General features: G+C 66.7%; 21 protein-coding genes. 9 read left to right on the top strand and 12 right to left on the bottom strand.

Annotated features, from left to right (window positions below):
• Nucleotides 1-9 precede the first annotated feature (9 nt).
• The 4 genes from J7I84_RS20040 (at nucleotide 10) to J7I84_RS20025 (ending at nucleotide 3,505) form a co-directional block, all read left to right on the top strand.
• Nucleotides 10-1,143 (top strand): Gfo/Idh/MocA family protein, encoded by a 1,134-nt coding sequence (locus tag J7I84_RS20040; protein ID WP_214946275.1) that lies wholly within the window; start codon nucleotides 10-12, stop codon nucleotides 1,141-1,143.
• Nucleotides 1,143-1,901, top strand: coding sequence for a ThuA domain-containing protein (locus J7I84_RS20035; RefSeq protein WP_214946274.1), 759 nt, complete (start codon nucleotides 1,143-1,145; stop codon nucleotides 1,899-1,901). Before J7I84_RS20040 ends, J7I84_RS20035 begins: the two co-directional genes overlap by 1 nt.
• A 146-nt stretch (nucleotides 1,902-2,047) precedes the next feature.
• Nucleotides 2,048-2,422 (top strand): cupin domain-containing protein, encoded by a 375-nt coding sequence (locus J7I84_RS20030; RefSeq protein ID WP_214946273.1) that lies wholly within the window; start codon nucleotides 2,048-2,050, stop codon nucleotides 2,420-2,422.
• Between the two features lie 96 nt (nucleotides 2,423-2,518).
• Nucleotides 2,519-3,505: an NAD(P)-dependent oxidoreductase gene (locus J7I84_RS20025; RefSeq protein ID WP_214946272.1), complete on the top strand. Its 987-nt coding sequence runs from the start codon at nucleotides 2,519-2,521 to the stop codon at nucleotides 3,503-3,505.
• Nucleotides 3,506-3,516: 11 nt separating this feature from the next.
• Here the strand turns inward: J7I84_RS20025 and J7I84_RS20020 are convergent, their stop codons facing one another.
• Entirely contained in the window at nucleotides 3,517-3,987 is a 471-nt protein-coding gene (locus J7I84_RS20020) for a hypothetical protein (RefSeq protein ID WP_311381175.1), read from the bottom strand.
• Nucleotides 3,974-5,914 carry a primary-amine oxidase gene (locus J7I84_RS20015; RefSeq protein WP_214946271.1) on the bottom strand — a complete coding sequence of 647 codons (1,941 nt, stop codon included), beginning with the start codon at nucleotides 5,912-5,914 and terminating at the stop codon, nucleotides 3,974-3,976. The genes J7I84_RS20020 and J7I84_RS20015 overlap by 14 nt, the downstream gene beginning before the upstream one ends.
• A gap of 75 nt (nucleotides 5,915-5,989) precedes the next feature.
• Between J7I84_RS20015 and J7I84_RS20010 the strand changes: the two genes are divergently transcribed.
• Together J7I84_RS20010 and J7I84_RS20005 are read left to right on the top strand one after the other, a co-directional pair.
• Nucleotides 5,990-6,628: a TetR/AcrR family transcriptional regulator gene (locus J7I84_RS20010; protein ID WP_251046873.1), complete on the top strand. Its 639-nt coding sequence runs from the start codon at nucleotides 5,990-5,992 to the stop codon at nucleotides 6,626-6,628.
• A 122-nt stretch (nucleotides 6,629-6,750) separates the two neighbouring features.
• Entirely contained in the window at nucleotides 6,751-6,927 is a 177-nt protein-coding gene (locus tag J7I84_RS20005) for a CsbD family protein (RefSeq protein WP_214946270.1), read from the top strand.
• Between the two features lie 55 nt (nucleotides 6,928-6,982).
• On the opposite strand, the gene J7I84_RS20000 is transcribed toward J7I84_RS20005, so the two are convergent.
• A complete protein-coding gene (locus tag J7I84_RS20000) occupies nucleotides 6,983-7,390 on the bottom strand; it encodes a DUF1003 domain-containing protein (RefSeq protein WP_214946269.1) in 408 nt (135 codons plus the stop codon).
• A gap of 339 nt (nucleotides 7,391-7,729) precedes the next feature.
• On the opposite strand from J7I84_RS20000, the gene J7I84_RS19995 reads away from it, so the two are divergent.
• Together J7I84_RS19995 and J7I84_RS19990 are read left to right on the top strand one after the other, a co-directional pair.
• Complete coding sequence (locus J7I84_RS19995; protein WP_214946268.1) at nucleotides 7,730-8,701, top strand: helix-turn-helix domain-containing protein; 972 nt, start codon at nucleotides 7,730-7,732, stop codon at nucleotides 8,699-8,701.
• A gap of 234 nt (nucleotides 8,702-8,935) precedes the next feature.
• The gene (locus J7I84_RS19990; RefSeq protein WP_214946267.1) at nucleotides 8,936-9,562 is read left to right on the top strand and encodes an AmiS/UreI family transporter; all 627 of its coding nucleotides are present in this window, start codon (nucleotides 8,936-8,938) and stop codon (nucleotides 9,560-9,562) included.
• On the opposite strand, the gene J7I84_RS19985 is transcribed toward J7I84_RS19990, so the two are convergent.
• The 9 genes from J7I84_RS19985 to glyA form a co-directional block, all read right to left on the bottom strand.
• A complete protein-coding gene (locus J7I84_RS19985; RefSeq protein ID WP_214946266.1) occupies nucleotides 9,549-11,030 on the bottom strand; it encodes an APC family permease in 1,482 nt (493 codons plus the stop codon). The genes J7I84_RS19990 and J7I84_RS19985 overlap by 14 nt on opposite strands.
• 227 nt (nucleotides 11,031-11,257) lie before the next feature.
• Nucleotides 11,258-12,109, bottom strand: coding sequence for an ABC transporter ATP-binding protein (locus J7I84_RS19980; protein WP_214946265.1), 852 nt, complete (start codon nucleotides 12,107-12,109; stop codon nucleotides 11,258-11,260).
• A 144-nt stretch (nucleotides 12,110-12,253) separates the two neighbouring features.
• Nucleotides 12,254-13,150 carry a formyltetrahydrofolate deformylase gene (gene purU, locus J7I84_RS19975; RefSeq protein WP_214946264.1) on the bottom strand — a complete coding sequence of 299 codons (897 nt, stop codon included), beginning with the start codon at nucleotides 13,148-13,150 and terminating at the stop codon, nucleotides 12,254-12,256.
• Between the two features lie 3 nt (nucleotides 13,151-13,153).
• On the bottom strand, nucleotides 13,154-14,569 hold the full coding sequence (locus J7I84_RS19970; RefSeq protein WP_214946263.1) for an L-serine ammonia-lyase: 1,416 nt from the start codon (nucleotides 14,567-14,569) through the stop codon (nucleotides 13,154-13,156).
• Entirely contained in the window at nucleotides 14,569-15,219 is a 651-nt protein-coding gene (locus J7I84_RS19965) for a sarcosine oxidase subunit gamma (RefSeq protein WP_214946262.1), read from the bottom strand. Before J7I84_RS19965 ends, J7I84_RS19970 begins: the two co-directional genes overlap by 1 nt.
• Nucleotides 15,212-18,154 carry a 2Fe-2S iron-sulfur cluster-binding protein gene (locus tag J7I84_RS19960; protein ID WP_214946261.1) on the bottom strand — a complete coding sequence of 981 codons (2,943 nt, stop codon included), beginning with the start codon at nucleotides 18,152-18,154 and terminating at the stop codon, nucleotides 15,212-15,214. The genes J7I84_RS19965 and J7I84_RS19960 overlap by 8 nt, the downstream gene beginning before the upstream one ends.
• Nucleotides 18,151-18,555, bottom strand: coding sequence for a sarcosine oxidase subunit delta (locus J7I84_RS19955; RefSeq protein ID WP_214946260.1), 405 nt, complete (start codon nucleotides 18,553-18,555; stop codon nucleotides 18,151-18,153). The genes J7I84_RS19960 and J7I84_RS19955 overlap by 4 nt, the downstream gene beginning before the upstream one ends.
• 29 nt (nucleotides 18,556-18,584) lie before the next feature.
• Complete coding sequence (locus J7I84_RS19950; RefSeq protein ID WP_214946259.1) at nucleotides 18,585-19,805, bottom strand: sarcosine oxidase subunit beta family protein; 1,221 nt, start codon at nucleotides 19,803-19,805, stop codon at nucleotides 18,585-18,587.
• The gene (gene glyA, locus J7I84_RS19945; RefSeq protein WP_214946258.1) at nucleotides 19,802-21,142 is read right to left on the bottom strand and encodes a serine hydroxymethyltransferase; all 1,341 of its coding nucleotides are present in this window, start codon (nucleotides 21,140-21,142) and stop codon (nucleotides 19,802-19,804) included. Before glyA ends, J7I84_RS19950 begins: the two co-directional genes overlap by 4 nt.
• 126 nt (nucleotides 21,143-21,268) lie before the next feature.
• Between glyA and J7I84_RS19940 the strand changes: the two genes are divergently transcribed.
• Entirely contained in the window at nucleotides 21,269-21,937 is a 669-nt protein-coding gene (locus J7I84_RS19940; RefSeq protein WP_214946257.1) for a GntR family transcriptional regulator, read from the top strand.
• Nucleotides 21,938-21,993: the final 56 nt, after the last annotated feature.

Raw genomic sequence — 21,993 nt, 5'->3', positions numbered from 1 at the left:
TAGGAGCCCTTGAATAATGAGCAGTCCCCAGGCCAGCAGGCCCCCAGCACGGAAGAGCCGCCAGCCCAGGAACTGCGGGTTGGTGTCATTGGCATTGGCTGGGCCGGCCAGCAGCACCTGAAGGCCTACGCCGGCCTGAACGGTGTCAGCATCGTCTCGCTGGCAGGAATGGAGGAGGAACTCCGCGGCACCCTGCAGGCCGAATACTCGATTCCCAATGCCTTCGCCGACTGGAAGGACATGCTGGACCACGGCGGCCTGGACGCCGTCAGCGTGGCAGTGCCAACCTTCCTGCACGCCCCCATCACCATCGCTGCCCTGGAACGGGGAATCCACGTCCTGAGCGAGAAGCCCATCGCGCGCAACGCTGCGGAAGGCCAGGCCATGGTGGACGCCGCACGCAAGGCCGGCCGCGTCCTGGACGTCGCCTTCAACCACCGGCGCCGCGGCGACATCAAGGCGCTTAAGGACGTCATCGACGACGGCGGGCTGGGCCGGCCGTACTACGCCAAGGCATCCTGGCTCCGCCGCGCCGGCATCCCCACGCTGGGCAGTTGGTTCACCAACCCGGAACTGGCCGGCGGCGGACCGCTGGCGGACATCGGCGTCCATGTGCTCGACTTCGCCCTGCACCTCCTCGGCGAACCCAAGGTGGTGGCGGTCTCCGCGGCCACCCATGCCGAGCTGGGCCCGCAGGGCCGGGGCGGCGGAAGCCGGTACTCCGCGCAGGCCACCAGCCACGCTTTCGAGGTGGAGGACTTCGCCTCGGCGTTCCTGCGGTTGGAGGGCGGCGCAACACTGCTGGTCGAGGCGAGCTGGGCGGCGTACCGGGAAACGGACGACCAGCTGGACTTCACGGTCTACGGAACCGACGGCGGCGCCGAGCTCAGGGTGCACGGCGCCCCGTTCCCACCGGTGGGACAGCTGCGGGTGTTCACCGACAAGGACGGCGAGTCCGCGGACTACCTGCCCCCCGTCCTGCCGGGCCGTGCCCATGACGCAGTGGTGGAGGATTTCGTCACCGCAGTCCGCGGCGGCGAGCAGGTCTGGGCCCGGCATGATGGTTCGCTGGCGCTTTACCGTGCGCAGATTATCGATGCGTGCTACCAGTCAGCGCTGGAGCAGAGGGAGGTTCGACTTTAGTGGACGGCAAGCTGAAGATCCGGGTGTGGAACGAGGGCGTGCACGAGGCGAACAACGAGCCGGCCCACATCGGGGAGATGTACCCGGAGGGCATCCACGGAGCTATCGTGGCCGGCCTCCGCTCCTATTATCCCGACGGGGACATCACGACGGCGGTCCTGGCCACCGACCCGGAACACGGCCTCAGTGAGGAGGTGCTTGCGGAGACGGACGTACTGCTCTGGTGGGGACACATCGCGCATGCTGAGGTGAGTGACGCCGTCGTCGACCGCGTCCGCCGGCATGTACTGGGTGGAATGGGGCTGATCGTGCTCCATTCGGGGCACTTCTCGAAGATCTTCACCAAACTGCTGGGGACCAGTTGCTCCCTGGCCTGGCGGAACGACGGCGAACGAGAGCTGGTTTGGACCGTGAAACCCTCCCATCCCATCGCCGAGGGCGTAGACAGCCCCATCGTCATCCCCGAGCAGGAGATGTACGGCGAGCTGTTCGACATCCCGGACCCGGACGACCTAATCTTCATCAGCTCCTTCGCGGGCGGCGAGGTGTTCCGTTCCGGCGTCACGTTTACCCGCGGTAAGGGACGCATTTTCTACTTCAGCCCCGGCGACCAGGAGTATCCGGTGTACCACCACCCGCAGGTCCAGCGGGTCCTGGCCAACGGCGTGCGGTGGGCTGCACAGCCGGGCCTGGACCGCTCGGCACCCTCGGTGACCAACCCGGCGCGGGAGTGGTTCGAGCAGGAAAAGCGTCATTGACACGGGCTCCGTGCAGGAGCAGATTGAGAGCGTTAATCCATAGGGCCGGCAGGCTCTGGAGGGGCACATCCCTCCCTGCCAGGCCCATTCCCGGCGCGCACAGCCCCGGATGAACTCAATAACCACTCCTTATGAAGGAGCCAGCAATGCCCGCAGTTACCGTGAAGGACCTGGAGTCCAAATCCTTCGACCAACCCGATGAAAAGCGCCGCCCGCCCATGACGCAGGTCGACGTCGTTACCCTTGGCGGCACCACGCTGGGCCGCTTCACCTTCGAGCCCGGCTGGCGCTGGTCGGAAACCGTCAAGACGGTGGTCCATACGGACAGCTGCCAGGTCAACCACCTGGGCTTCTGCATCGCCGGGACGCTGACCGTGCAGCTGACCGACGGAACGGGCATGACCATCGGCGCCGGTGATGCCTACTCCATTCCGGCAGGCCATGACGCCTGGGTGGAGGGCGATGAAACCTATGTCGGCTACGAAGTGATGAGCGCAGCGGAATACGCAAAGCCCGCGTGATTACGCCAGGAGCAAGCAGCTAAGGGAGGCCCGCCAGGACCTCCCTTAACTACGGCTTCAGCCCTACGGTGGAGGGAACACAACGATCGGAGAGCAATGAAAGTCACCGTCATCGGCGGCAGCGGCCACATCGGGTCGTTCCTGGTCCCCCGGCTGGTCCGGGCCGGCCACGACGTTACCAACATCAGCCGCGGCAGCAGCAAGCCCTACACGGACGCACCGGAGTGGCAGCAGGTGCGCCAGGTCAGCGCAGACCGGCAGGCGGAGGACCGGGACGGAACGTTCGCGGACCGGGTAGCCGCCCTCAAGCCGGACGTCGTGGTGGACCTGGTCTGCTTCACCCTCGAATCAGCAACCGCACTTGTCCAGCGGCTGCGCGGCGAAGTGGGACACCTGCTGCACTGCGGCTCCATCTGGCGGTACGGCCAGAGCCTGAAGCTTCCCATCAGGGAAGGATCGGATTCCGCCGCTGAGCCCTTCGGCGAGTACGGCATCCAGAAGAACAGGATCGCCCTGATGCTCCAGGAGGAAACCGCCCGCGGCGGCCTGGCCACCACGTCGCTGCACCCCGGCCACATCGTAGGCCCGGGCTGGCAGCCCATCGGCCCGCTCGGAAACCTCGATCCCACCGTCTGGCAGACGATCTCCGCCGGGCAGCCCCTCCGGGTTCCCGGCAGCGGCGCCGAGCTGATGCACCACGTCCACGCCGACGACGTCGCCCAGGCCTTCGAGAAGGCCATCGGCCGCCCGGAAGCGGCCACCGGTGAGGACTTCAACATCGTTGCCCCGACGGCACTCACGGTCCGCGGCTATGCTGACATCGCCGCAGCCTGGTTCGGGCACGCCGCGGTGCTCGAGACGGTTTCATGGGACCGCTTCCGCGAAAACACCTCGCAGGAGTACGCGGAGTCCAGCTGGGGCCATCTCTACCGCAGCCAGTGCTTCAGCATCGAGAAGGCCGCGTCGATGCTGGGCTATGCGCCCCGCTACGAGCCCGAGCAGGCCATCTTCGAGTCCGTCCAATGGCTGGTTGACCACGGCCAGCTGCACGTCGCCCGCCCGCTGGGGGTCCCTGCCGGCTGACGCTTCCCGGCCTACCGGTGCAACCGCCGGAGCCGGGCCACCAGCGTGGCGGCGAGCAGCGCCGTGGCCAGTTCCAGGCCGATGACCAGCAGCAGTTGGGCGCTGCCGGCGGGGTCAGCAGCAGCGGACGACGACGGCGTCCCACCGTGCGCGTGTCCGGAACCCTTGGCGCCAAACAGCAGGACGGCGTGGAGGGCAGCCATGGCCACGGCGGCAACGGCGACCTGGTGCAGCGCAGCCACCCTGCTGTGCCGCCAGATGTGAACCGTGCAGGGAACGCAGCCCGCGGCGACCGTCACCATAAGGCCGCTGGGCCACGCGCCGTGGTGCCCGGACACCGCCAGGCACACGTGGGCGACGCACGATACGGCGGTGACCACGGCGACGAAGCGGGGATGCAGGACGGGACCGTTGGCACGGGCCCGCCCTGCCGCCGTCGTGCTTTCCCTGCACTGTGGGACGGACAGGCTAGTGGCAGCCACCGCTGCCGCCCTCACTATGGCAGGAGGATTCCGGCTTGTTCGGGTTGGCGGGGACGTCCAGGACAGGGCTGCGGTCGAAGAACCCCTCGGGCCGCAGCTTGAAGCCCACCGTGTCCACGGGCATGATGGGCCAGTCCTCCATCCGCGGGAAGTGGGTCAGGCCGAAGGTATGCCACACTACGATGTCCTGGCCGTCGAGGTCCCGGTCCTGCGCCATATAGGCGGGCAGGCCGGCGCCGCCCGAGTGCTGGTTGACGAGGTCGCCTGTGGGGTAGCGCTCCTCCTCGGCGTACCGGGTGACCCACAGGTCCTTGCTGGCGAACGCCGCGCGGCGGGCAATCGAGGAGCCAGGGTCAGCCAGCAGCGTGGGCTGGTTGTGGGAGTGGAGCTTGTAGCCCACGGGCTCCCCCAGCCGGTTGCGGGATTCCGGGTTGGAGATGATCCAGGTCCGGCCGGCCCGGGCATCGGCCTCCCGGACGCCCTCTGACTCGCGCGCCAGCAGGGTGCGCTTGCGGGAGAAGGCGTTGCCGCGCTCGTTCCCCGGCCCCATCGCCTGGCGGATGACGTCCTCCTCCTCCACCCGGTTGGTGAACCCGTCGATGGCCATGTCCAGCCGGGCGCTGAACAGATGCTGGTGGAAGGGTGCGCCCAGGCCGGGGGCCAGTTGGGAGATGTTGTCCGAGCCGCCCGCCGGAAACGCGGAGGTGAATACGATGCCGGTGGCCTTCGCCTCAAACTCGATGGTGCCGTCCAGGTAGAGGTACCAGTAGAAGCCGTAGTCGTAGTTGCCGATGGTGGTGAAGAAGGAGATGACCAGGCGGCGGTTGCGGCGGGTGTAGGTGACGCCGCTCCACAGGTCCGAGTGCTTGGCGAGGATGCTCCAGTCCTCCTCGTGCATGCAGATGCCGTTGCGGATTTCCCGCGGGTTTCCGAATGCGTCACTGATCACTGGGCTGAGGTACGTGATCTCGCCGAGGCAGTCGCAGCCCAGTTCCAGGGAGTTGGCGTATTGGCCCACCAGGTATTCGCCGGTGTCGAAGTAGTTCTGCCAGGACCGGATGGGTGACGGGTCGCCGTAGGGCACCACCATTTCGGCGATCGACGCGCGGTTGATGATGGAACGCTTCCGGCCGCCGTCCTGGAACGCCAGGTTGTGCAGGACCACGCCTTCGCGGACATCGAATCCCACGTCGACGCTCCACTTTTCCCACTCCACGTGGTTGCCTCCGGTGACGGTGAAACTGGGCCCTTCCGGCTGGGTGATGCTGATGGGCTTCTGGGTTTCGCGGATTGGCCCGGTCAGTTCAGGATCCGTGTAGTTGCCGTGCTCGGCGGGGATGGGCATGGCGCCGAGGTCGATCACCTGGGTGACTTCCTTGCTGACCACATCCACATATGCCACCAGGCCGTCCACCGGGTGCGCCCAGGCGCTGTCCTCCGGGAAGTCCTGCACGAACGCCAGCCCGCGCAGGATGCGGCGTCCCCGCTCCTCGCTGTATTCGAAAACGCCGGCCGAGAGCGGGGCAACACGAACCTTTTCGACGGCGAGACCGCGGTCCGCGAGCGCCTTGAGCCACCGTTCATCAGTGGCCAGAAGCGATTCCACCACTTCGAATTCCTCCTCCAGGACCGGCAGTTCGCCGGTCACCGCGGTGTCAAGGTCGACGGCGGAGAGCACCTTTTGCTGCGTGGTGGAGACAACGACGTCGCGAGGCGCCGCCCCGGTGACGTCGTGGATGAACACCCGGAAGCGGCGCTCGGCCGTGGTGGGATCGCTGCTCCGGGCCGGGTCCAGCAATCCCAGGTAGGCGATCCGGTGCTGCGGGCCCAGGTGGCCTTCCAGCCGCAGGATGGAGCGCACCTCCAGGATTTCCGGCGCGGAGGCCAAGCGAAAGGCTGATGCAGTTTCGGTGGGGGCAAGAGTCATGGGAAAGCCTTCGTCCGGGCCGTCTCCGGCCACTGGGTTTATTTTCTATGGTTGTAGAGAATAAACGTCCGTACGATGGATAACAAGAGTCTGAGCGAAAATTTCCGGGGAGTGGCCGCGGTGCCGAAGATAGTTGACCATGACGAGCGCCGCCTGGAACTCGTGGACGCCACCTGGCGGATCATCGCCCGGCAGGGCCTCGAAAGTGCCACAATGCGCGAGATTGCCACAGAGGCAGGTTTTGCCAACGGTGCCCTGAAACCCTACTTCCCCACCAAGGACACCCTGCTCGAATTCGCCTTCAGCCATGTTTTCAACAGGACCAACCTGCGGATCGCAGAGGTCACCGCCGGAAGGACAGGGCTGGACGCGCTGCGGGCCTTCTGCCTCGAAGTCCTCCCCCTGGATGAAGAGCGTGTCAATGAGGCACGCATCGTGGTCCCGTTCTGGCAGAAGGCAATCAACGATCGGCAGAAGGCCGCGATCCACCAGGAGTCAATGGCTCAGCGGCTGGTGGCGATCCGCCGCTTCCTGGCAGAGGCGAGGGACCGCGGCAATGTACGCGCCGCCGTCGACGATTCCATCCTGGCCGGCCAACTGCTGAACATGCTGCTCGGGGCGCAAATCGAGGCGGCCCTCGCCCCCGAGGGGCAGACGGACTTTGGCCACGCGGCCCAGCTCGAGGGCTACCTGGCGCTGCTGGAACGCGCCTGAACCTCCCGCCGCCAGAAAAAGTACGGCGTCGAATGGGCACCAAAAGTCGAAAGCATGCTTAGTATGGAGGGGTCAGGCTCTGGCTTTGGCCAGGGAGAGCACCAACTGTAAGGAGCAACTCCATGGGTTTGGATGACAAGATCGGCAACGCCGCAGAGAAGCTTGGCGGCAAGGGCAAGGAAGCTGCCGGCAGCGCAACGGGCGATGAGAGCCTGAAGGCCGAAGGCAAGACCGACCAGGCCAAATCGGACCTGAAGCAGGCAGGCGAGAACGTCAAGGACGCCTTCAAGAAGGATTAGTCCGACGCCTCAAGAATGGGTGCAGCTCCAGCAGGAGTTGCACCCATTGGCGTCTTCAGGGGTTTTTCCTCATGCCGCGCAACTCCTGTAGCAGCTTCAACTGTTCAGCATTGATATTCATGAGCATCTCGATCTGCGCGGCTGCGCGGACGTCAGTCTCGTAGTCATGCTGTGCCATCGCTGAAGCAATGGCATCCTGGCGCTTGGCTGCGATGAGCAGGATTGCACCCTGCAGGCCGGCCAGCATGGACAGGAAAAGATTCAGCAGGATGTAGGGGTAGGGGTCCCACGCATTATTGGCGAGGGCAAAGGAGTTCACTGCGGCCCACAGCGCCATGAAACCTACGAATATGCCCACAAAGGGCCAGCTGCCCATGCCGTTGCGAAGGGCATCCGCAGCCTTGTCGCCCCTGCTGAGGCCCTCCTTGTGCCGCCGGTGCCAGTTAACTCTCATCTCAGCCATGCGCCCAGAATATGCTCCCGGGCGCCGGCACGTGACGGCAGGCGAAGCGGCGGTGCTGGGAGGCTGGTGAATCAGCCCCGAAACCAGGTTGATGGTGGGTAGGCCCAGGTGCCGAACGTGCCAACCACCAGCGCCGCCACCAGGCCGACGAGCATCACCAGGATCCGGAGCCTGGAACGGTGCGCGCGACATGCGCGGCTGTGGGCTGCGGCCGTAAAGAAGCATTTCTTATTTTCGCCAACCGTTGAAAAAAGAATGCCAGGCCGCTAACCTGATTGGACTGTGTCGCAGGACACAACCCGGGGGACGTCGAGTGGCCATCCGTGCGCAAGGAACATCATGCCAGCAGCTGCAACAACCGGGACAACAGCCCGGAGCCCACACCAGGACGTGACCTCCAGCGTCGCGAGGTCGTTTGACCACTGGAAGCACCTGGTGGCGGAATCCTTCGTTCCCCTCAACGCCCGGACGGCCGACGTCGACGGCTTCCACGGGCGGATGCGCTCCCGGGTGCTGGACCGAATGTCCATCGTGGAAGTGAGCGCCTCCTCCCACGAGGTGCACCGCACCCCGGCGCTGATCGCCCAAGCCCATGAGCGCTACTTCAAGCTGAACCTTCAACTCGAGGGCACGGGCCTGCTGATCCAGGACAACCGCGAAGCCGTCCTCCAGCCCGGCGACCTGGCCATCTATGACACCAACCGGCCGTACACCCTTGCATTCGAGGACAGCACCAGGATCATGGTGCTGATGTTCCCCTGCGACGCACTATCCCTGCCCGCCGACTATGTGGGGCAACTGGCCGCGGTGCGCATGGGCGCCGGGGGTCTCAGCGGAATTGTGGGCCAGTTCATTCGGGAGCTGTCAGCGAACCTGTCCGTCCTGAACGGCCCCAGCGGGTCCAGGCTTGCCACCAACGCCCTGGACCTGGTGTCCACTATGCTGCACGCGGAAATGGACATCAGCCCGGACCGCATGAAGCCGCAGGCGATGCTGGCCGTTTCGGTCCGCGAATACATCGAGGCCAACCTCGCCGACCCGCTGCTGTCACCGGCAAGCATCGCCGCCGCACATTTCATCTCCACCCGGCACCTGCACAACGTCTTCCACGAGTCCGGGACCACCGTGGCCAGCTGGATCCGGACCCAGCGGCTCGAAGGTGCCCGCCGCGACCTCCGCGACCCGCTGCATGCCGGGCAATCCGTGGGCACCGTGGCTGCCCGCTGGGGCTTCCTGGATGCCGCCCACTTCAGCCGGACGTTCCGGGATGCCTTTGGCGTGCCACCCAGCGAATGGCGCCGGGGCTGCTGACGCACACCCTTAGGGTCAAGCCCTCCCAGAGCAGCCCACCTGGACCAAACCCTGCGCCAGGGCTTTCGAAGATCTCCGCCACGGCCCGGCAGAAGGTCCACTCTTCACCTATCGGATTACGACCGGAGGCCAGTAGGCGGAGCACGGCGGTTCGGCTAATCTCCGTACTGTGACACAGATATTCCACACTGCGAGAGATGCTCCGCGGCCCTCCTTCACATCCGAGGCGCGCTGATGCCCTTCATTTGCCTCCTCCTTTCCGGTGCAGCGCTGCTGGTCAACGGGCTGGCGACGCTGGGGCGGCTCCCCCGCCGCGACGCCGCCACCTTCAGCCTGCTGCTCGGCGGCACCCAGCTGGTGCTCGGTGTCGTCCATCTTTCCGCTGGCGGTACCGGCGCCGAAGCCCTTATGGGGGCCGCCGGCATGTTCCTGTTCGGGCTGACGTACGCCTATGCCGGTCTGGATGGCCTGCTGGGGCTGGGCTCGATGGGCCTGGGCTGGTTCTGCGGCATGGTGGCATTCTTCGGCCTGCTGCTGGCGGGTGCCTGGCTGAGCACCGATCCGCTGCTCGCCGTGCTCTGGGTGTGCTGGTCGGTGCTATGGGGGCTGTTGTTCGCCTCGGCTGCATTGGGCGTGGTGCGGCTGGACCCGTTCACCGGCTGGGCGCTGGTCCTGGCCAGCCAGGCCACGGCCACTATTCCCGCATTCCTGGGCCTGGCCGGTCTGTGGCCCGTCAGCGCTTGGGCGGCCTGGCTGGCAGCGGCACTGGTGGCCGGACTCTTCGCTGCGGCACGGGTCCTGGCCCGGCGCGGACTTGGCGGTCCGCGCCGGGCCAGGACAGGGAGCCTTACGGCTGGCTGAGCGCAGGCCGGCCGGCGGTGGCGTGGTGGCGGCGCTCGATGCCGGCTTCCACCAGCACCCCCGCCACGAAGACAATGGGCACGGCGGCCAGCAGGGCGGCGGCAGTTTCCGCGCTGCCGCCGATCAGTGCCGTGAAGTTGCTGGCCACCAGGAACAGGACCCACGCGAGCAGCACCGTTGCCAGCATGGGGGCGACCCGGGTTTGCCACAACTGGGCGCCGGCACGTTCACGGCGGAAGAAGCTGACCACCGCCACCGAGCACAGCATGTACAGCACCAGCAGTGCCGCCACGGCGAGTCCGCTGAACCAGGAGAAAAGGGTCAGGACCGGGTCAAGGGTTAGGACCGCGAAAGGAAGCACCAGGACGACGGCGGTGGCGGACTGCACCCAGGCGGCGGCGGCAGGTGCGCGGTGCCGGTTGGTCCGGGCCAGCACGGCGGGCATGGAACCGCGCAGGGCAAGGGAGTGCAGGTAGCGGTTGATGCCGTTGTGGAAGGCGATGATGCCGGCGAGCAGCGAGGTGACCAGCAGGATGCCTGCCACGATGCCCGCCCATGGCCCGAAGAGCTCCACCAGCGGCCCGAGCACGAAGGAGGTGGCATCACCGGATTCAAGGGCTGCCCCGGCCGCATCCATCACCTGGGACGGGCCGTAGTAGCTGACCAGCATCCAGGAGATGAAGGAGAAGAAGACGGAGATGACGCCCACGGACAGGTAGGTGGCCCGGGCAACAGTCCTGTGCGGGTCCTTGGCCTCGGCCGAATAGATGGCGGTGGATTCGAAACCGAACATGGACGCCACGGCGAACATGATGGCCACGCCGGGCGCTCCGGCCCCGATGGCTTCCGGCGAGAAGGACGCGGCCACACTGATGCCTTCCGGGCCGCCGCCGTGGAGCAGCACGGTGAAGCCGAACAGCAGGAGGATGGCCACCTCGAGTCCCACCAGCAGGGCCAGCACACGGGCACCGAGTTCGATGTTCAATGAACCGAGCACCTGGACCCCGGCCATGGTGGCCAGGGCGAGCAGCCACCACGGAATATCCAGCCCGATGGAAGCCAGCAGCCCGGAGAAGGCGGAGCCGTAGAGCCCGTACATGGCAGCCTGGACGGTGTTGTAGGCAAGGAGTGCCAGCCAGGCCGCGCCCGCACCGGTCTTCCTGCCGAATGCCGCGGTGACGTAGGCGTAGAACGCGCCGTTGGCCTGGATCCTGCGGCTCATCGCCACGAATCCGACGGCGAAGATCACGATGACGATGCCCACGATCAGGTAGGCGCCGGGCGCGCCGGCACCGTTGCCGAGCGCTGCGGCAAGCGGCGAGGCGCCCACGATCCCCGTGAGGGGCGCCTGTGCCGACAGGACGAAGAAGAGGATGCCCAGGACGCCGATGCTGCCGGCGCGGAGTGCCGTTGAATGCTCCTTGGCCGGAACGTCAGTGGTCCGGGGCTCGGAATTCGAAATACTCATTTGATCCTTCTTAACGGTCATGAGTTCGGAAAAATTGCTGTGGAATCCAGCTTGGCAGTGGGGTGTCGAAGCCCTTTGTCCCCCAGCGACGAGTTGTTGATTGTCAGCGCAGTGCACGGCGCGGCCCGGAAGTGGCGCGGTTTGTCTTCCACACCCGAAAGACCCCTGCCCAGGAGCTTGCGGGCTCCAGGGCAGGGGTCTTTCGGTTTATTGGGCGATTGGGCCCCTTAGGAAGCAGTGACCTCTTCTGTGTGCTGCCGGCGGATGCCGCGCCTGCTGCTGCGGCCCGTGCGGGCACTCCAGCGCTGGTGCCGGTACTCGACGTCAATGGGATGCCCGAAGGCTGCACTGATGTTTTCACTGGTGATCACTGAGGCAGCGGGGCCGGCGGCCACCGCTTGCCCGCCTGTGATCAGCAGCGCGTGGCTTGTGGTGGCAGGAAGCTCTTCCAAATGGTGGGTAACCAGGACCGACGCCATCTGCGGGTGGGTGTAAGCGAGGTCGTCGATGGTTTCCAGCAACTGCTCCCGGGCAGCGATGTCCAGGCCAGTGCAGGGCTCATCCAGAAGCAGCAACTCCGGGGAGGAGATGAGGGCCCGGGCGATAAGTGCCCGTCCACGCTCGCCTTGGGAGAGGGTAGGCCAGCGCAGGGCGGCTTTGCGGGCCAGGCCAAACTGTTCCACCAGGGCGTCGGCCTTGGCCAACTCGGCGTAGGTGGGCTCCCACCGCGGGGACAGTTCATTGCTGCCCGTCAGGCCGGTGAGGACAACCTGGCGGACCGTGAGGGGTGCCAGGACCTGGTGGCGCGGATTGACGTGTCCTATTGACTGGCGGAGTGCCTTCATTTCCACCCGCCCCAGGCGTTCACCGAGGACGGATACGGTCCCGGAGCTGGGGTGGTTGACGGCTCCGCACAGCCCCATGAGTGTGCTTTTCCCGGCCCCGTTCGCACCGAGCAATGCCCAGTGCTCTCCGGCCCTGACTGACAGTGAAATACCGCTGATGATTTCGCGGCCGTCCCGGCGGAACGAAACATCGTGGAGTTCCAGTACCTGGTGCTCCGCCGCCCGTTCGTGCATCCCTGGTTCTCCTCAGAAAGGGTTGGTGTTTCTCCTAACTCTCCTGCCCCGTCCGGCCTCAATGCAAAATGGGGTGGTGACGCTGCAGCGGCCAGCCGCCCCCGAGGGCGACCGGCCGCGCCTTTGATATGTCGTTTTGTTCCGTTACCGGAGCACCACGGTGCGGCTGCCCTGCAGGATGACCCGGCCCTCGCAGTGCCACTTCACGGCGTTGGAGAGTGCTTTGCACTCAGTGTCCCGGCCGGCGGCTACCAGGTCCTCGGGCCCGTAGGTGTGGTCCACGTCCACCACCTGCTGGGAGATGATGGGCCCCTCGTCCAGCTCGGCGTTGACGTAGTGCGCGGTGGCGCCGACGGTCTTGACGCCGCGGGCGTAGGCCTGGTGGTACGGCTTGGCGCCCTTGAAGCTGGGCAGGAACGAGTGGTGGATATTGATGGCCCGGCCGTCCAGCTTCCGGGTGAGATCATCGCTGAGCACCTGCATGTACCGCGCCAGCACTACGAGTTCGACGTCGAGTCCGTCCACCAGTGCCATCAGCGCAGCTTCGGCAGCTGGCTTGGTGTCCGCCGTGACGGGGACGTGGTGGAACGGGATGCCGTGCCACTCCACCAGGGCCTGGTGGTCCCGGTGGTTGGACACCACGGCCACCACGTCCACGGGAAGCTCGCCGATGCGTGCCCGGAACAGGAGGTCGTTGAGGCAGTGCCCGAACTTGGACACCATGATCAGCACCTTGCGCTTGGACCCCTGGCGCTCCAGCTGCCACCGCATGCCGAACTTTTCGGCAACGGGGGCGAAGGAGGAACGCAAAACATCCAGCGTGGACTCGTCCCCTTCGGACGCGAAGTGCACGCGCATGAAGAAGTGGCCTTCGGACCGCTCACCGAACTGCTTGTTGTCGATGATGTCGCAGCCGTGTTCCAGCAGGAATCCGGAGACTGCGTGCACGATGCCGGGACCTTCGGGGCAGTCGAGGGTCAGGACGTGCTCCACGGTGGTGGGCGCCTTGGGGGCGGGGATATGGGTTTCAGTGGCAGTCATGGCTCAGCACTCGATCACATTCACGGCGAGTCCTCCTCGGGAGGTTTCCTTGTACTTGGTTTTCATGTCGGCGCCGGTATCGCGCATGGTCTTGATCGCCTTGTCCAGCGAGACCTTGTGGCTGCCGTCCCCGTGCAGGGCCAGGCGGGCCGCATTGATCGCCTTCACGCTGGCGATCGCGTTCCGCTCGATGCACGGGATCTGCACCAGGCCGCCCACGGGATCGCAGGTCAGGCCCAGGTTGTGCTCGATCCCCACCTCCGCGGCGTTCTCCACCTGTGCGGGCGTTCCGCCGAGCACCTCGCAGAGTCCGGCCGCGGCCATCGAGCAGGCGGAGCCCACCTCGCCCTGGCAGCCCACTTCGGCACCGGAGATGGAGGCGTTCAGCTTGAACAGGATTCCGACGGCGGCCGCCGCCAGCAGGAAGCGGACCACACCGTCGTCGTCGGCCCCTGGAACAAACTTCACGTAGTAGTGCAGGACGGCGGGCACGATCCCCGCGGCGCCGTTGGTGGGGGCGGTGACGATTCGCCCGCCGGCGGCGTTCTCCTCGTTCACGGCCAGCGCGAACAGGTTGACCCATTCCATCGCCAGGAGCGGGTCAGCCGGTGCTTTAACGGGCGACGGCGTTGCTGCCGCGGCTTCGGCGGTGGCGGCCGAGGCCGTGAGCGTGCGGAACAGGGACGGCGCGCGGCGGGTGACGTTCAGCCCGCCCGGGAGGATGCCTTCGGCGTTGCAGCCGTTCTCCACGCATTCGCGCATGACGGCCCACAGCCCCAGCAGCTGCTCGCGGAGTTCCGCCTCGCTGCGCCAGGTGAGTTCGTTGGCCAGCATGACGTCGGAGATGGACATTCCCTCGCGCCTGCAGATCTCGAGCAGCTCATCGGCGGTGGTGAACGGGTAGGGCAGGACAGTGGCGTCGGCAACCACGCGGTCACCGGCATCCGCGTCGCCGTCCACCACGAAGCCGCCACCGATGGAGTAGAAACTCCGCTCGCTCAGGACGGCTCCGGCGTGGTCCAAGGCCCGGAAGGTCATGCCGTTGGGGTGCGCCGGAAGGGACTTACGCCGGTGGAGCACCACGTCCTCTTCCCAGTTGAAGTCCACCCGGTGCACTCCGCCGATTTGGAGTTCGGCGTCGAGCGCGGCGGCTGCCACCTGGTCGTCCGCCGTGAACGTGTTGACTGTTTCCGGTTCCAGTCCTTGAAGTCCCAGGACCACTGCCTTGTCCGAGCCGTGGCCCCGGCCGGTGGCGCCGAGGGAGCCGAACAGTTCGGTCTTGACGCGGGCGGTGGCGGCCAGCTGGCCGTCGCCCTTCAGCCCGTCCGCGAACAGCTTGGCCGCCCGCATCGGGCCCACCGTGTGTGACGACGAGGGCCCGATGCCGACGGAAAAGAGGTCAAGGACGCTGAGCGCCATCAGGGGACCTCTGGCGAGGCGTACTCCCGCATCGCGTCCAGCAGCCACCGGCCCAGGAACTCGGCGAAGGAAGCGCGGGGGAAGATCCGGAAGGACTCATCACCGGTCTTCCACAGGATGGCTGGGATGTTCGCGATTTCCGTGGAGAAGGCGGTGCCGGCTTTGAAGACCCGCGGGTGCAGGTCCAGCGAGCAGCCCTTCTCCAGGACGGCGCGGGCCCGGGGGCCCGTCAGTTCGAACGTGGTCCGGTTGGCGGACAGGTCCACCACTTGGCCCGCGTCGCTGCCCAGCGCGTCCCGGAGCGCGGGAATGAGGTCCCCGCCCAGGGATTCGTGCGCCTCGGTGGGTGCAACCACCAGGAACTCGGCGGGGCCGAGCCACAGGACGGACACGTCACCGCTGCCTGCCACCGCGCCGGAGCCGGCGGGGAGGCCGCCGGTGACACCGGCCAGGCGCTCCGCCGCGGCGGATCCTGCGAGGGTCCGGAGGCCCACCATGGTCAGGAAGGGCACCTCGGAGATTTCAACGGTGCCTGCCAGGGAGCCGGCCGCGAATTCTTCCGCCAGCTGCCGTGCCGGACTGACGCGGGCGGCGAGGTTCTTCTCGGCGTTGGTCTTTGCGGAGGTCGGGGATGCTGCTGTTTCAGCCATCTTTACGGGTCCCTTCAGAGTCAAAAAGCACTGTTTCTGCGACAACCACGTCCACCAGCTGGTCGCCGGCAGCTGCCACCAGCGTTTCGCCGATGCGGTTGCGTCCGTTCTTGATCAGGGCCAGGCCGAACGACCTGCCCAGCGCTGCGCTGTGGTAGCTGGAGGTGACGAACCCTTCCATCGGCACGGGGCCGTAGGCGGGGTTGGTCGAGCGTCCCTTTTCCACCAGCTGGGTGCCTTCGGGCAGCCGCAGCGTGCCGTCCACGGGGAGGACGCTGACCAGGTGCTTGCGGTCTTCACGCTGGGCGTCCGACCGGGTGTAGGAGCGCTTGCCGATGAAGTCCTTGGCCTTGGAGACGATCCATTCCATGCCCGCGTCCTGCGGGGTGACGGTGCCGTCGGTGTCCTGCCCGACGATCGGGTAGCCCTTTTCGGCGCGCAGCACGTGCATGGTTTCAGTGCCGTATGGGGTGATGTTGAATTCGGCCCCGGCAGCGGCCACGGCTTCCCAGGTGTTCAGCCCGTACCAGGCGGGCACGTTGATTTCGTAGGCGAGTTCGCCGGAGAACGAGATGCGGCAGATCCGGGCCCGCACGCCGGAGGCGAGGGTGGTTTCGCGGAACGTCATGAACGGGAAGGCTTCCGCGCCCAGGCCGCCGTTTGCAGCGAGTTCCGGTGCCACCTGGGCCAGAACCTCACGGGACTTGGGCCCGACGACGGCGATGGTGCTCCACTGTTCCGTCACCGAGGTGCACTGCACATCCAGCTCCGGCCACTCGGTCTGCAGCCATTCCTCCAGCCAGTCCAGTACCTTGGCGGCACCGCCGGTGGTGGTAGTCATGAAGTAGGTGTCGTCGTCGACGCGGAGGGTCACGCCGTCGTCGAAGATCATCCCGTCCGGGGTGCACATGACGCCGTAGCGTGCCGAACCCGGGGCGAGCTTCTTGAACGCGTTGGTGTACATCCGGTTCAGGAACTCGCCCGCATCCTTGCCGCGGATCTCGATTTTTCCCAGGGTGGTGGCGTCCATGAAGCCCACGGATTCGCGGACGGCGGCGCATTCGCGCAGCACGGCGGCGTCCATGTCCTCCCCCGCCTGCGGGTAGTACCAGGGCCGCTTCCACTGTCCAACGTCCTCGAACAGTGCGCCCTTGGCCACGTGCCAGGGGTGGATGGACGTGACGCGGGCGGGGTCGAACAGTTCCCCGCGCTGCCGTCCGGCCAGTGCGGCGAAGGCCACCGGGGTGAACGGGGCGCGGTAGGTGGTGGTGCCGATGTCGCCGATCCCACGGGAGGCTTCCCCGGCTGTGCGCAGGGCCGCGGCGATGACGCCGATGGCGTTGACGCCGGAGGTTTTGCCCTGGTCGTTGGCTGTGCTGATGGAGGTGTACCGCTTGATGTGTTCCACCGAGCGCATGCCGGCTCCAGTGGAGCGGAGGACGTCCGCCACGGACTGGTCGCGCTGGAAGTCCACGAAGTGGTGGTGCCAGTCGTCCGGGGTGCCGCTCTCGCCGCGCACCAGCCACAGCTGGCGGGTGGGAGCGGAAACCTTCGGCTCACCGAAGGAAGAAGGCTCGACGGCAGATTCGAAGCCGGCAGCGATGGCCGCCTTTGCTCCGGCGGAGATGCCCTCAGCCAGGCAGTCTTCGGTGGCGAACGAGCCGCGGCCCGAACCGATGGTTTGCTGGTTGGGAACCTCGGTGCTGGGCACGAAGGCCGCCAGCTCATCGTCCCAGCGGAGCTTGCCCTGGCGCTGGGAGTGCAGGTGGACCAGCGGGCTCCAGCCGCCGGACACCGCCAGCAGGTCCGCTGCGATCTGCTCGACGCCCGAGGTGAGCTCGTCGTCGTCGTTAATGCTGCGAACGGTGACGCCGTCCAGCCGGCCGTCGGCGCCGGCGGAGGTGTTGGCCACCGCGCTGCCGATCAGCACCCGGATCCCGGATTCGACGGCGGCAGTCGCCGCTGCGGTCAGGGCAGGACGGGCGTCCACCACGGCGGCAACCTTGACGCCTGCGGCGGCGAGGTCGGCGGCCACGGCGTAGGCGCTGTCGTTGGTGGTGCTGATGACCACGCGCTTGCCGGCGGCAACCGCGTAGCGGTTAAGGTAGCTGCGCACGGCGGAGGCGAGCATGATTCCGGGGCGGTCGTTGTTCTCGAACACCAGGGGACGTTCGTGGGCGCCCGGGGCGAGGACCACCTCGCTGGCACGGATGTGCCAAATACGCTGGCGGGACACACCCGCAGCTGCGGGGCTGGTGAGGTGGTCGGTGCGGTTCTGGACGGCGATGACGTAGTTCGCGTCGTAGGCGCCGAACGCGGTGGTGCGGTTCAGGACCGTGGACTCGGCGCCGGATACCAGCTCGGCTTCGACGTCGGCCACCCATTCCAGGGCGGGCTTTCCTTCGATGGTCTCGGCAAGGCCCGGAACCGTGGAACCGGAGAGCAGCGAGCCGCCGAGTTCGGGCTGGTCATCGAGCAGCATGACCCTGGCGCCGGTGCGGACAGCCTCGCGGGCTGCGGCGAGCCCGGCGGGACCGCCACCGATGACCAGGATGTCGGTGTGGACGTACTTCTTGTCGTATTCGGCACGGTCGTCCTCCGGATCCAGCTTGCCCAGGCCGTTGAGCAGGGTGGCCTGGAGTCCGTCCACCAGGGAAACGGTGGTGGCGGGGAGCATGGATTCGGCCACGTGGCCGGGGAAGCGGGCTTCCACGCGGACCAGGGCGTTGGCCTCCTCCACCCCGGCGGACATGATGCCGCGGGGACGGCCCTCGTACAGGGAGTTGCCGGCGGCGATGAGGCCGTTGGCCAGCAGCGCCGAGGCCAGGGTGTCACCGGGGTGGCCGGTGAACTCCTCGCCGTCCACGGTGAAGCGCCAGGAGATGGTGCGGTCGATGCGGCCGCCGGTAGCCAGGCGGGCGTTCTGTGAAGTCACTTGGTGGCTCCTTCCGGGGCGGTTGCGTGGGAAATGCTGGTGCCTGGGATATTGGGCGCGTCGGTCCCGGTGGTGGTGCTGTCCGCGGCAAGGCTGGCGGTGCCGGATTCGGCGGCCGGGGCGCCGGCCGAGTCAGGCCGGGGCGTCCCCATCGGGTAAATGGCCTTGATGTCGTAGCTCACGGTGTCGCGGAGCATGTTGAACCACTGGCGGCAGCCGGTGCTGTGGACCCAGCGCTCGGCGAAGATGCCTTTGGGGTTCTCGCGGTAGAAGAGGTAGCGGGACCACTCCGTGTCGGTCAGCTCGCTGGGGTTCTCCGGGTACGGGACGTGGGCCTGTCCGCCGTAGTGGAATTCGGTTTCGTCCCGCGGGCCGCAGTTGGGGCATGGGATCAGCAGCATGTGCGTTAGTCCTTTTCTGGTGGCGGCGGCTAGTGGGCCACGGCGGCGGCGCCGTGTTCGTCGATGAGGGCGCCGGTTTCGAAGCGTTCCAGCGAGAACGGCTGGTTCAGCTTGTGCGGGGCGCCGGTGGCGATGGTGTGCGCGAAGGTCATGCCGGCGGCGGGGGTTCCCTTGAAGCCGCCGGTGCCCCAGCCGCAGTTCACGAACATGTTCTCCACGGGGGTCAGGCCAACGATCGGCGAGGCGTCCAGGGTGGTGTCCACGATGCCGCCCCAGGTCCGGAGCACGTGGGCCCGGGCGAAGATGGGGAAGAGTTCGACGGCGGCCGCCATCTGCTGCTCGATCACATGGAAGGAGCCGCGCTGGCCGTAGCCGTTGTAGGAGTCCACGCCGGCGCCCATGACCAGTTCGCCCTTGTGCGCCTGCGAAACGTAGACGTGGACGTGGTTGGACATGACCACGGTGGGGTGGACGGGCTCGTGCAGTTCGGAGACCAGGGCCTGCAGGGGGTGGGACTGGATGGGGAGCTGGAATCCGGCCATTTCGGCCAGGACCGAGCTGTGTCCGGCGGCGGCCAGGCCCACCTTTTCGGTGTTGATGGTGCCGCGGTTGGTCTTGACGCCCACCACGCGGTTGCCGTCCTTGAGGAAGCCGGTCACTTCGCAGTTCTGGATGATGTCCACGCCCATTTCGTCGCACTTGCGGGCGAACGCCCAGGCAACGTGGTCGTGCTTGGCGATGCCCGCGCGCGGCTGGTAGGTGGCGCCCATGACCGGGTAGCGGATGTTGTCCCGGATGTTCAGGATGGGGCAGAGTTCCTTGACCTGCTGCGGGTCCAGCCATTCGGCGTCAACGCCGTTGAGCTTGTTGGCGCCCACACGGCGGATGCTTTCACGGACGTCACCCAGGGTGTGGGCAAGGTTCATCACGCCGCGCTGACTGAAGAGGAAGTCGTATTCGAGTTCCTCCGGCAGGATTTCCCAGAGCTTGAGGGCGTGCTCGTAGATGGCTGCGCTCTCGTCCCAAAGGTAGTTGGACCGGATGATGGTGGTGTTCCGGGCCATGTTGCCGCCGGCCAGCCAGCCCTTTTCCAGGACGGCAATGTTGGTCATCCCGTGGTTCTTGGCCAGGAAGTATGCGGTGGCCAGGCCGTGCCCGCCGCCGCCGACGATCACGGCGTCGTAGGAGGACTTGGGTTCCGGGTTCCGCCAGAGGAAGTCCGGGTGCTCCGGAAGGTGCTGGGTGCTCACTGGGCGGCTCCGATCAAGTCTGCCTCGATGCCGGCCAGGTTGGCGCCGGCGGAGAGGTGCGGGTAGAGGGGGTACTTTTCGGCCAGGGCCGTCACGCGTGCGCGGAGTCCGACGGCGGTGTCCCCGGGCAGGGTTCCTGTGCCGGCAGCTGCGACCAGCGCCGTCGCAATGATGTCCGCGACCTCGGTGAACTCGGCGGCGCCGAAGCCGCGGGTGGCCAGGGCAGGGGTGCCGATCCGGAGGCCGGAGGAGACCATCGGCGGGCGGGGGTCGAACGGGACCGCGTTGCGGTTGACGGTGATGCCGATCTGGTGGAGCGCGTCTTCGCCCTGCTGGCCGTCGAGTTCGGAGTTGCGGAGGTCCACCAGGACCAGGTGCACGTCCGTGCCGCCGTTGACCACGGAAATGCCGGCCGCTGCCACGTCTTCCTTGAGGAGGCGCTCGGCCAGCAGCTTGGCTCCCTGCAGCACCCGCTCCTGGCGTTCCTTGAATTCGGGAGTGGCGGCGAGCTTGAACGCCACGGCCTTGGCGGCGACCACGTGCTCCAGGGGTCCGCCCTGCTGGCCGGGGAACACGGCGGAGTTGATCTTCTTGGCGTATTCCTCCTTGGCCAGGATGACGCCGCCGCGCGGACCGCCCAGGGTCTTGTGGGTGGTGGTGGTGACCACGTCCGCGTAGGGGACGGGGTTGGGGTGCAGCCCGGCGGCCACCAGGCCGGCGAAGTGGGCCATGTCCACCATCAGGTAGGCGCCCACGAGGTCGGCGATGCGGCGGAACTCGGCGAAGTCCAGCTGGCGTGAGTAGGCGGACCAACCGGCCACGATCAGCTTTGGCTTGTGCTCCAGGGCCAGGGCTTCCACCTCGGCCATATCGATCCGGAGGTCTTCCTGGCGGACGTGGTAGGGAACCACGTTGTAGAGCTTGCCGGAGAAGTTGATCTTCATGCCGTGCGTGAGGTGGCCGCCGTGGGCCAGGGAGAGCCCCAGGATGGTGTCGCCCGGGTTCAGCAGGGCGAACATGGCGGCGGCGTTGGCCTGGGCGCCCGAGTGCGGCTGCACATTGGCGAACTCCGCGCCGAACAATGCCTTCACGCGGTCGATGGCCAACTGCTCGATCACGTCGACGTGCTCGCAGCCGCCGTAGTAGCGCTTGCCCGGGTATCCCTCAGCGTACTTGTTGGTGAGCACCGAGCCCTGGGCCTCCATCACGGAGGACGGAGCGAAGTTCTCCGACGCGATCATTTCCAGGGTGGACTGCTGGCGGTGCAGTTCCTGTGCCACAGCGGCGGCGACGTCGGCGTCCACCGTGGCGAGCGAGGCGTTCAGTACGTCCTGCATTGTTCTCCTTTTGAGCCCTTCGGAGTCACTGATCTATAACTGATCTGTAACTGATATATTAGAACTGACGTAATAGTATGTTTGAAGTCACAGTGCCGTCAATAGCAACCTTGGGAGAGCTTGAATATGAGCGTCACATTGGAGAACCACCTGGCCGGGGAGGGTGAGCTGTCGCTCGCCGAGCAGGCCTACCGGCATCTTCGGGACCGCCTCATCATGCTGGACATCCGGCCGGGCGAGGCAATCAATGACGGCAAGCTCGCCGCCGAACTCGGAATCGGCCGCACCCCGGTCCGGGAAGCCCTCAAGCGGCTCGAAAGCGACCACCTGGTGGTGTCTTATCCGCGCCGCGGAACGTTTGCCACCGTCGTCGACATCACCGAACTCGCTGACGTTTCCGAACTGCGCGAGTCCCTGGAACCCCTGGCGGCCCGCCGCGCCGCAAAGCTGGCAACGCCCGCGCTGCGGAAGGAGATCCGGGAAACCGCGGCGGCGATCGCCAAGATGGGCGGCGGAGACGATCCCTATGACCTCATGCGTTATGACATCAAGGTGCACCGCCTGATCTACCGTGCGGCCGCCAACACGCACCTTGAAGACGTCCTGATCCGCTACGACAATTTGGCCACCCGCATCTGGTGCATGGTCCTGGACAAGGTTCCCTCCGTGGCGGAGCACATCGAGGAGCACGTGGAACTGCTGGAAGCAGTGGCCGACGGCGACGCGGACCGGGCGGGCAAGCTCGCCCTGGAGCACGTCACCAGTTTCGAGCAGGCCATCCGCAGCGTGCTCTAGGTGTATTGACCTGCGAGGTTGGTGACGCGGCTGGCCGGTGGCTGACCTTTGAGTGA

Origin of the sequence: Arthrobacter sp. ISL-85, assembly GCF_018613675.1 — a bacterium.
Classification (GTDB): Bacteria; Actinomycetota; Actinomycetes; order Actinomycetales; family Micrococcaceae; genus Arthrobacter.
Note: the sequence above shows the minus strand (reverse complement) of the source record. Positions and strands in the feature narration are given on the sequence as shown.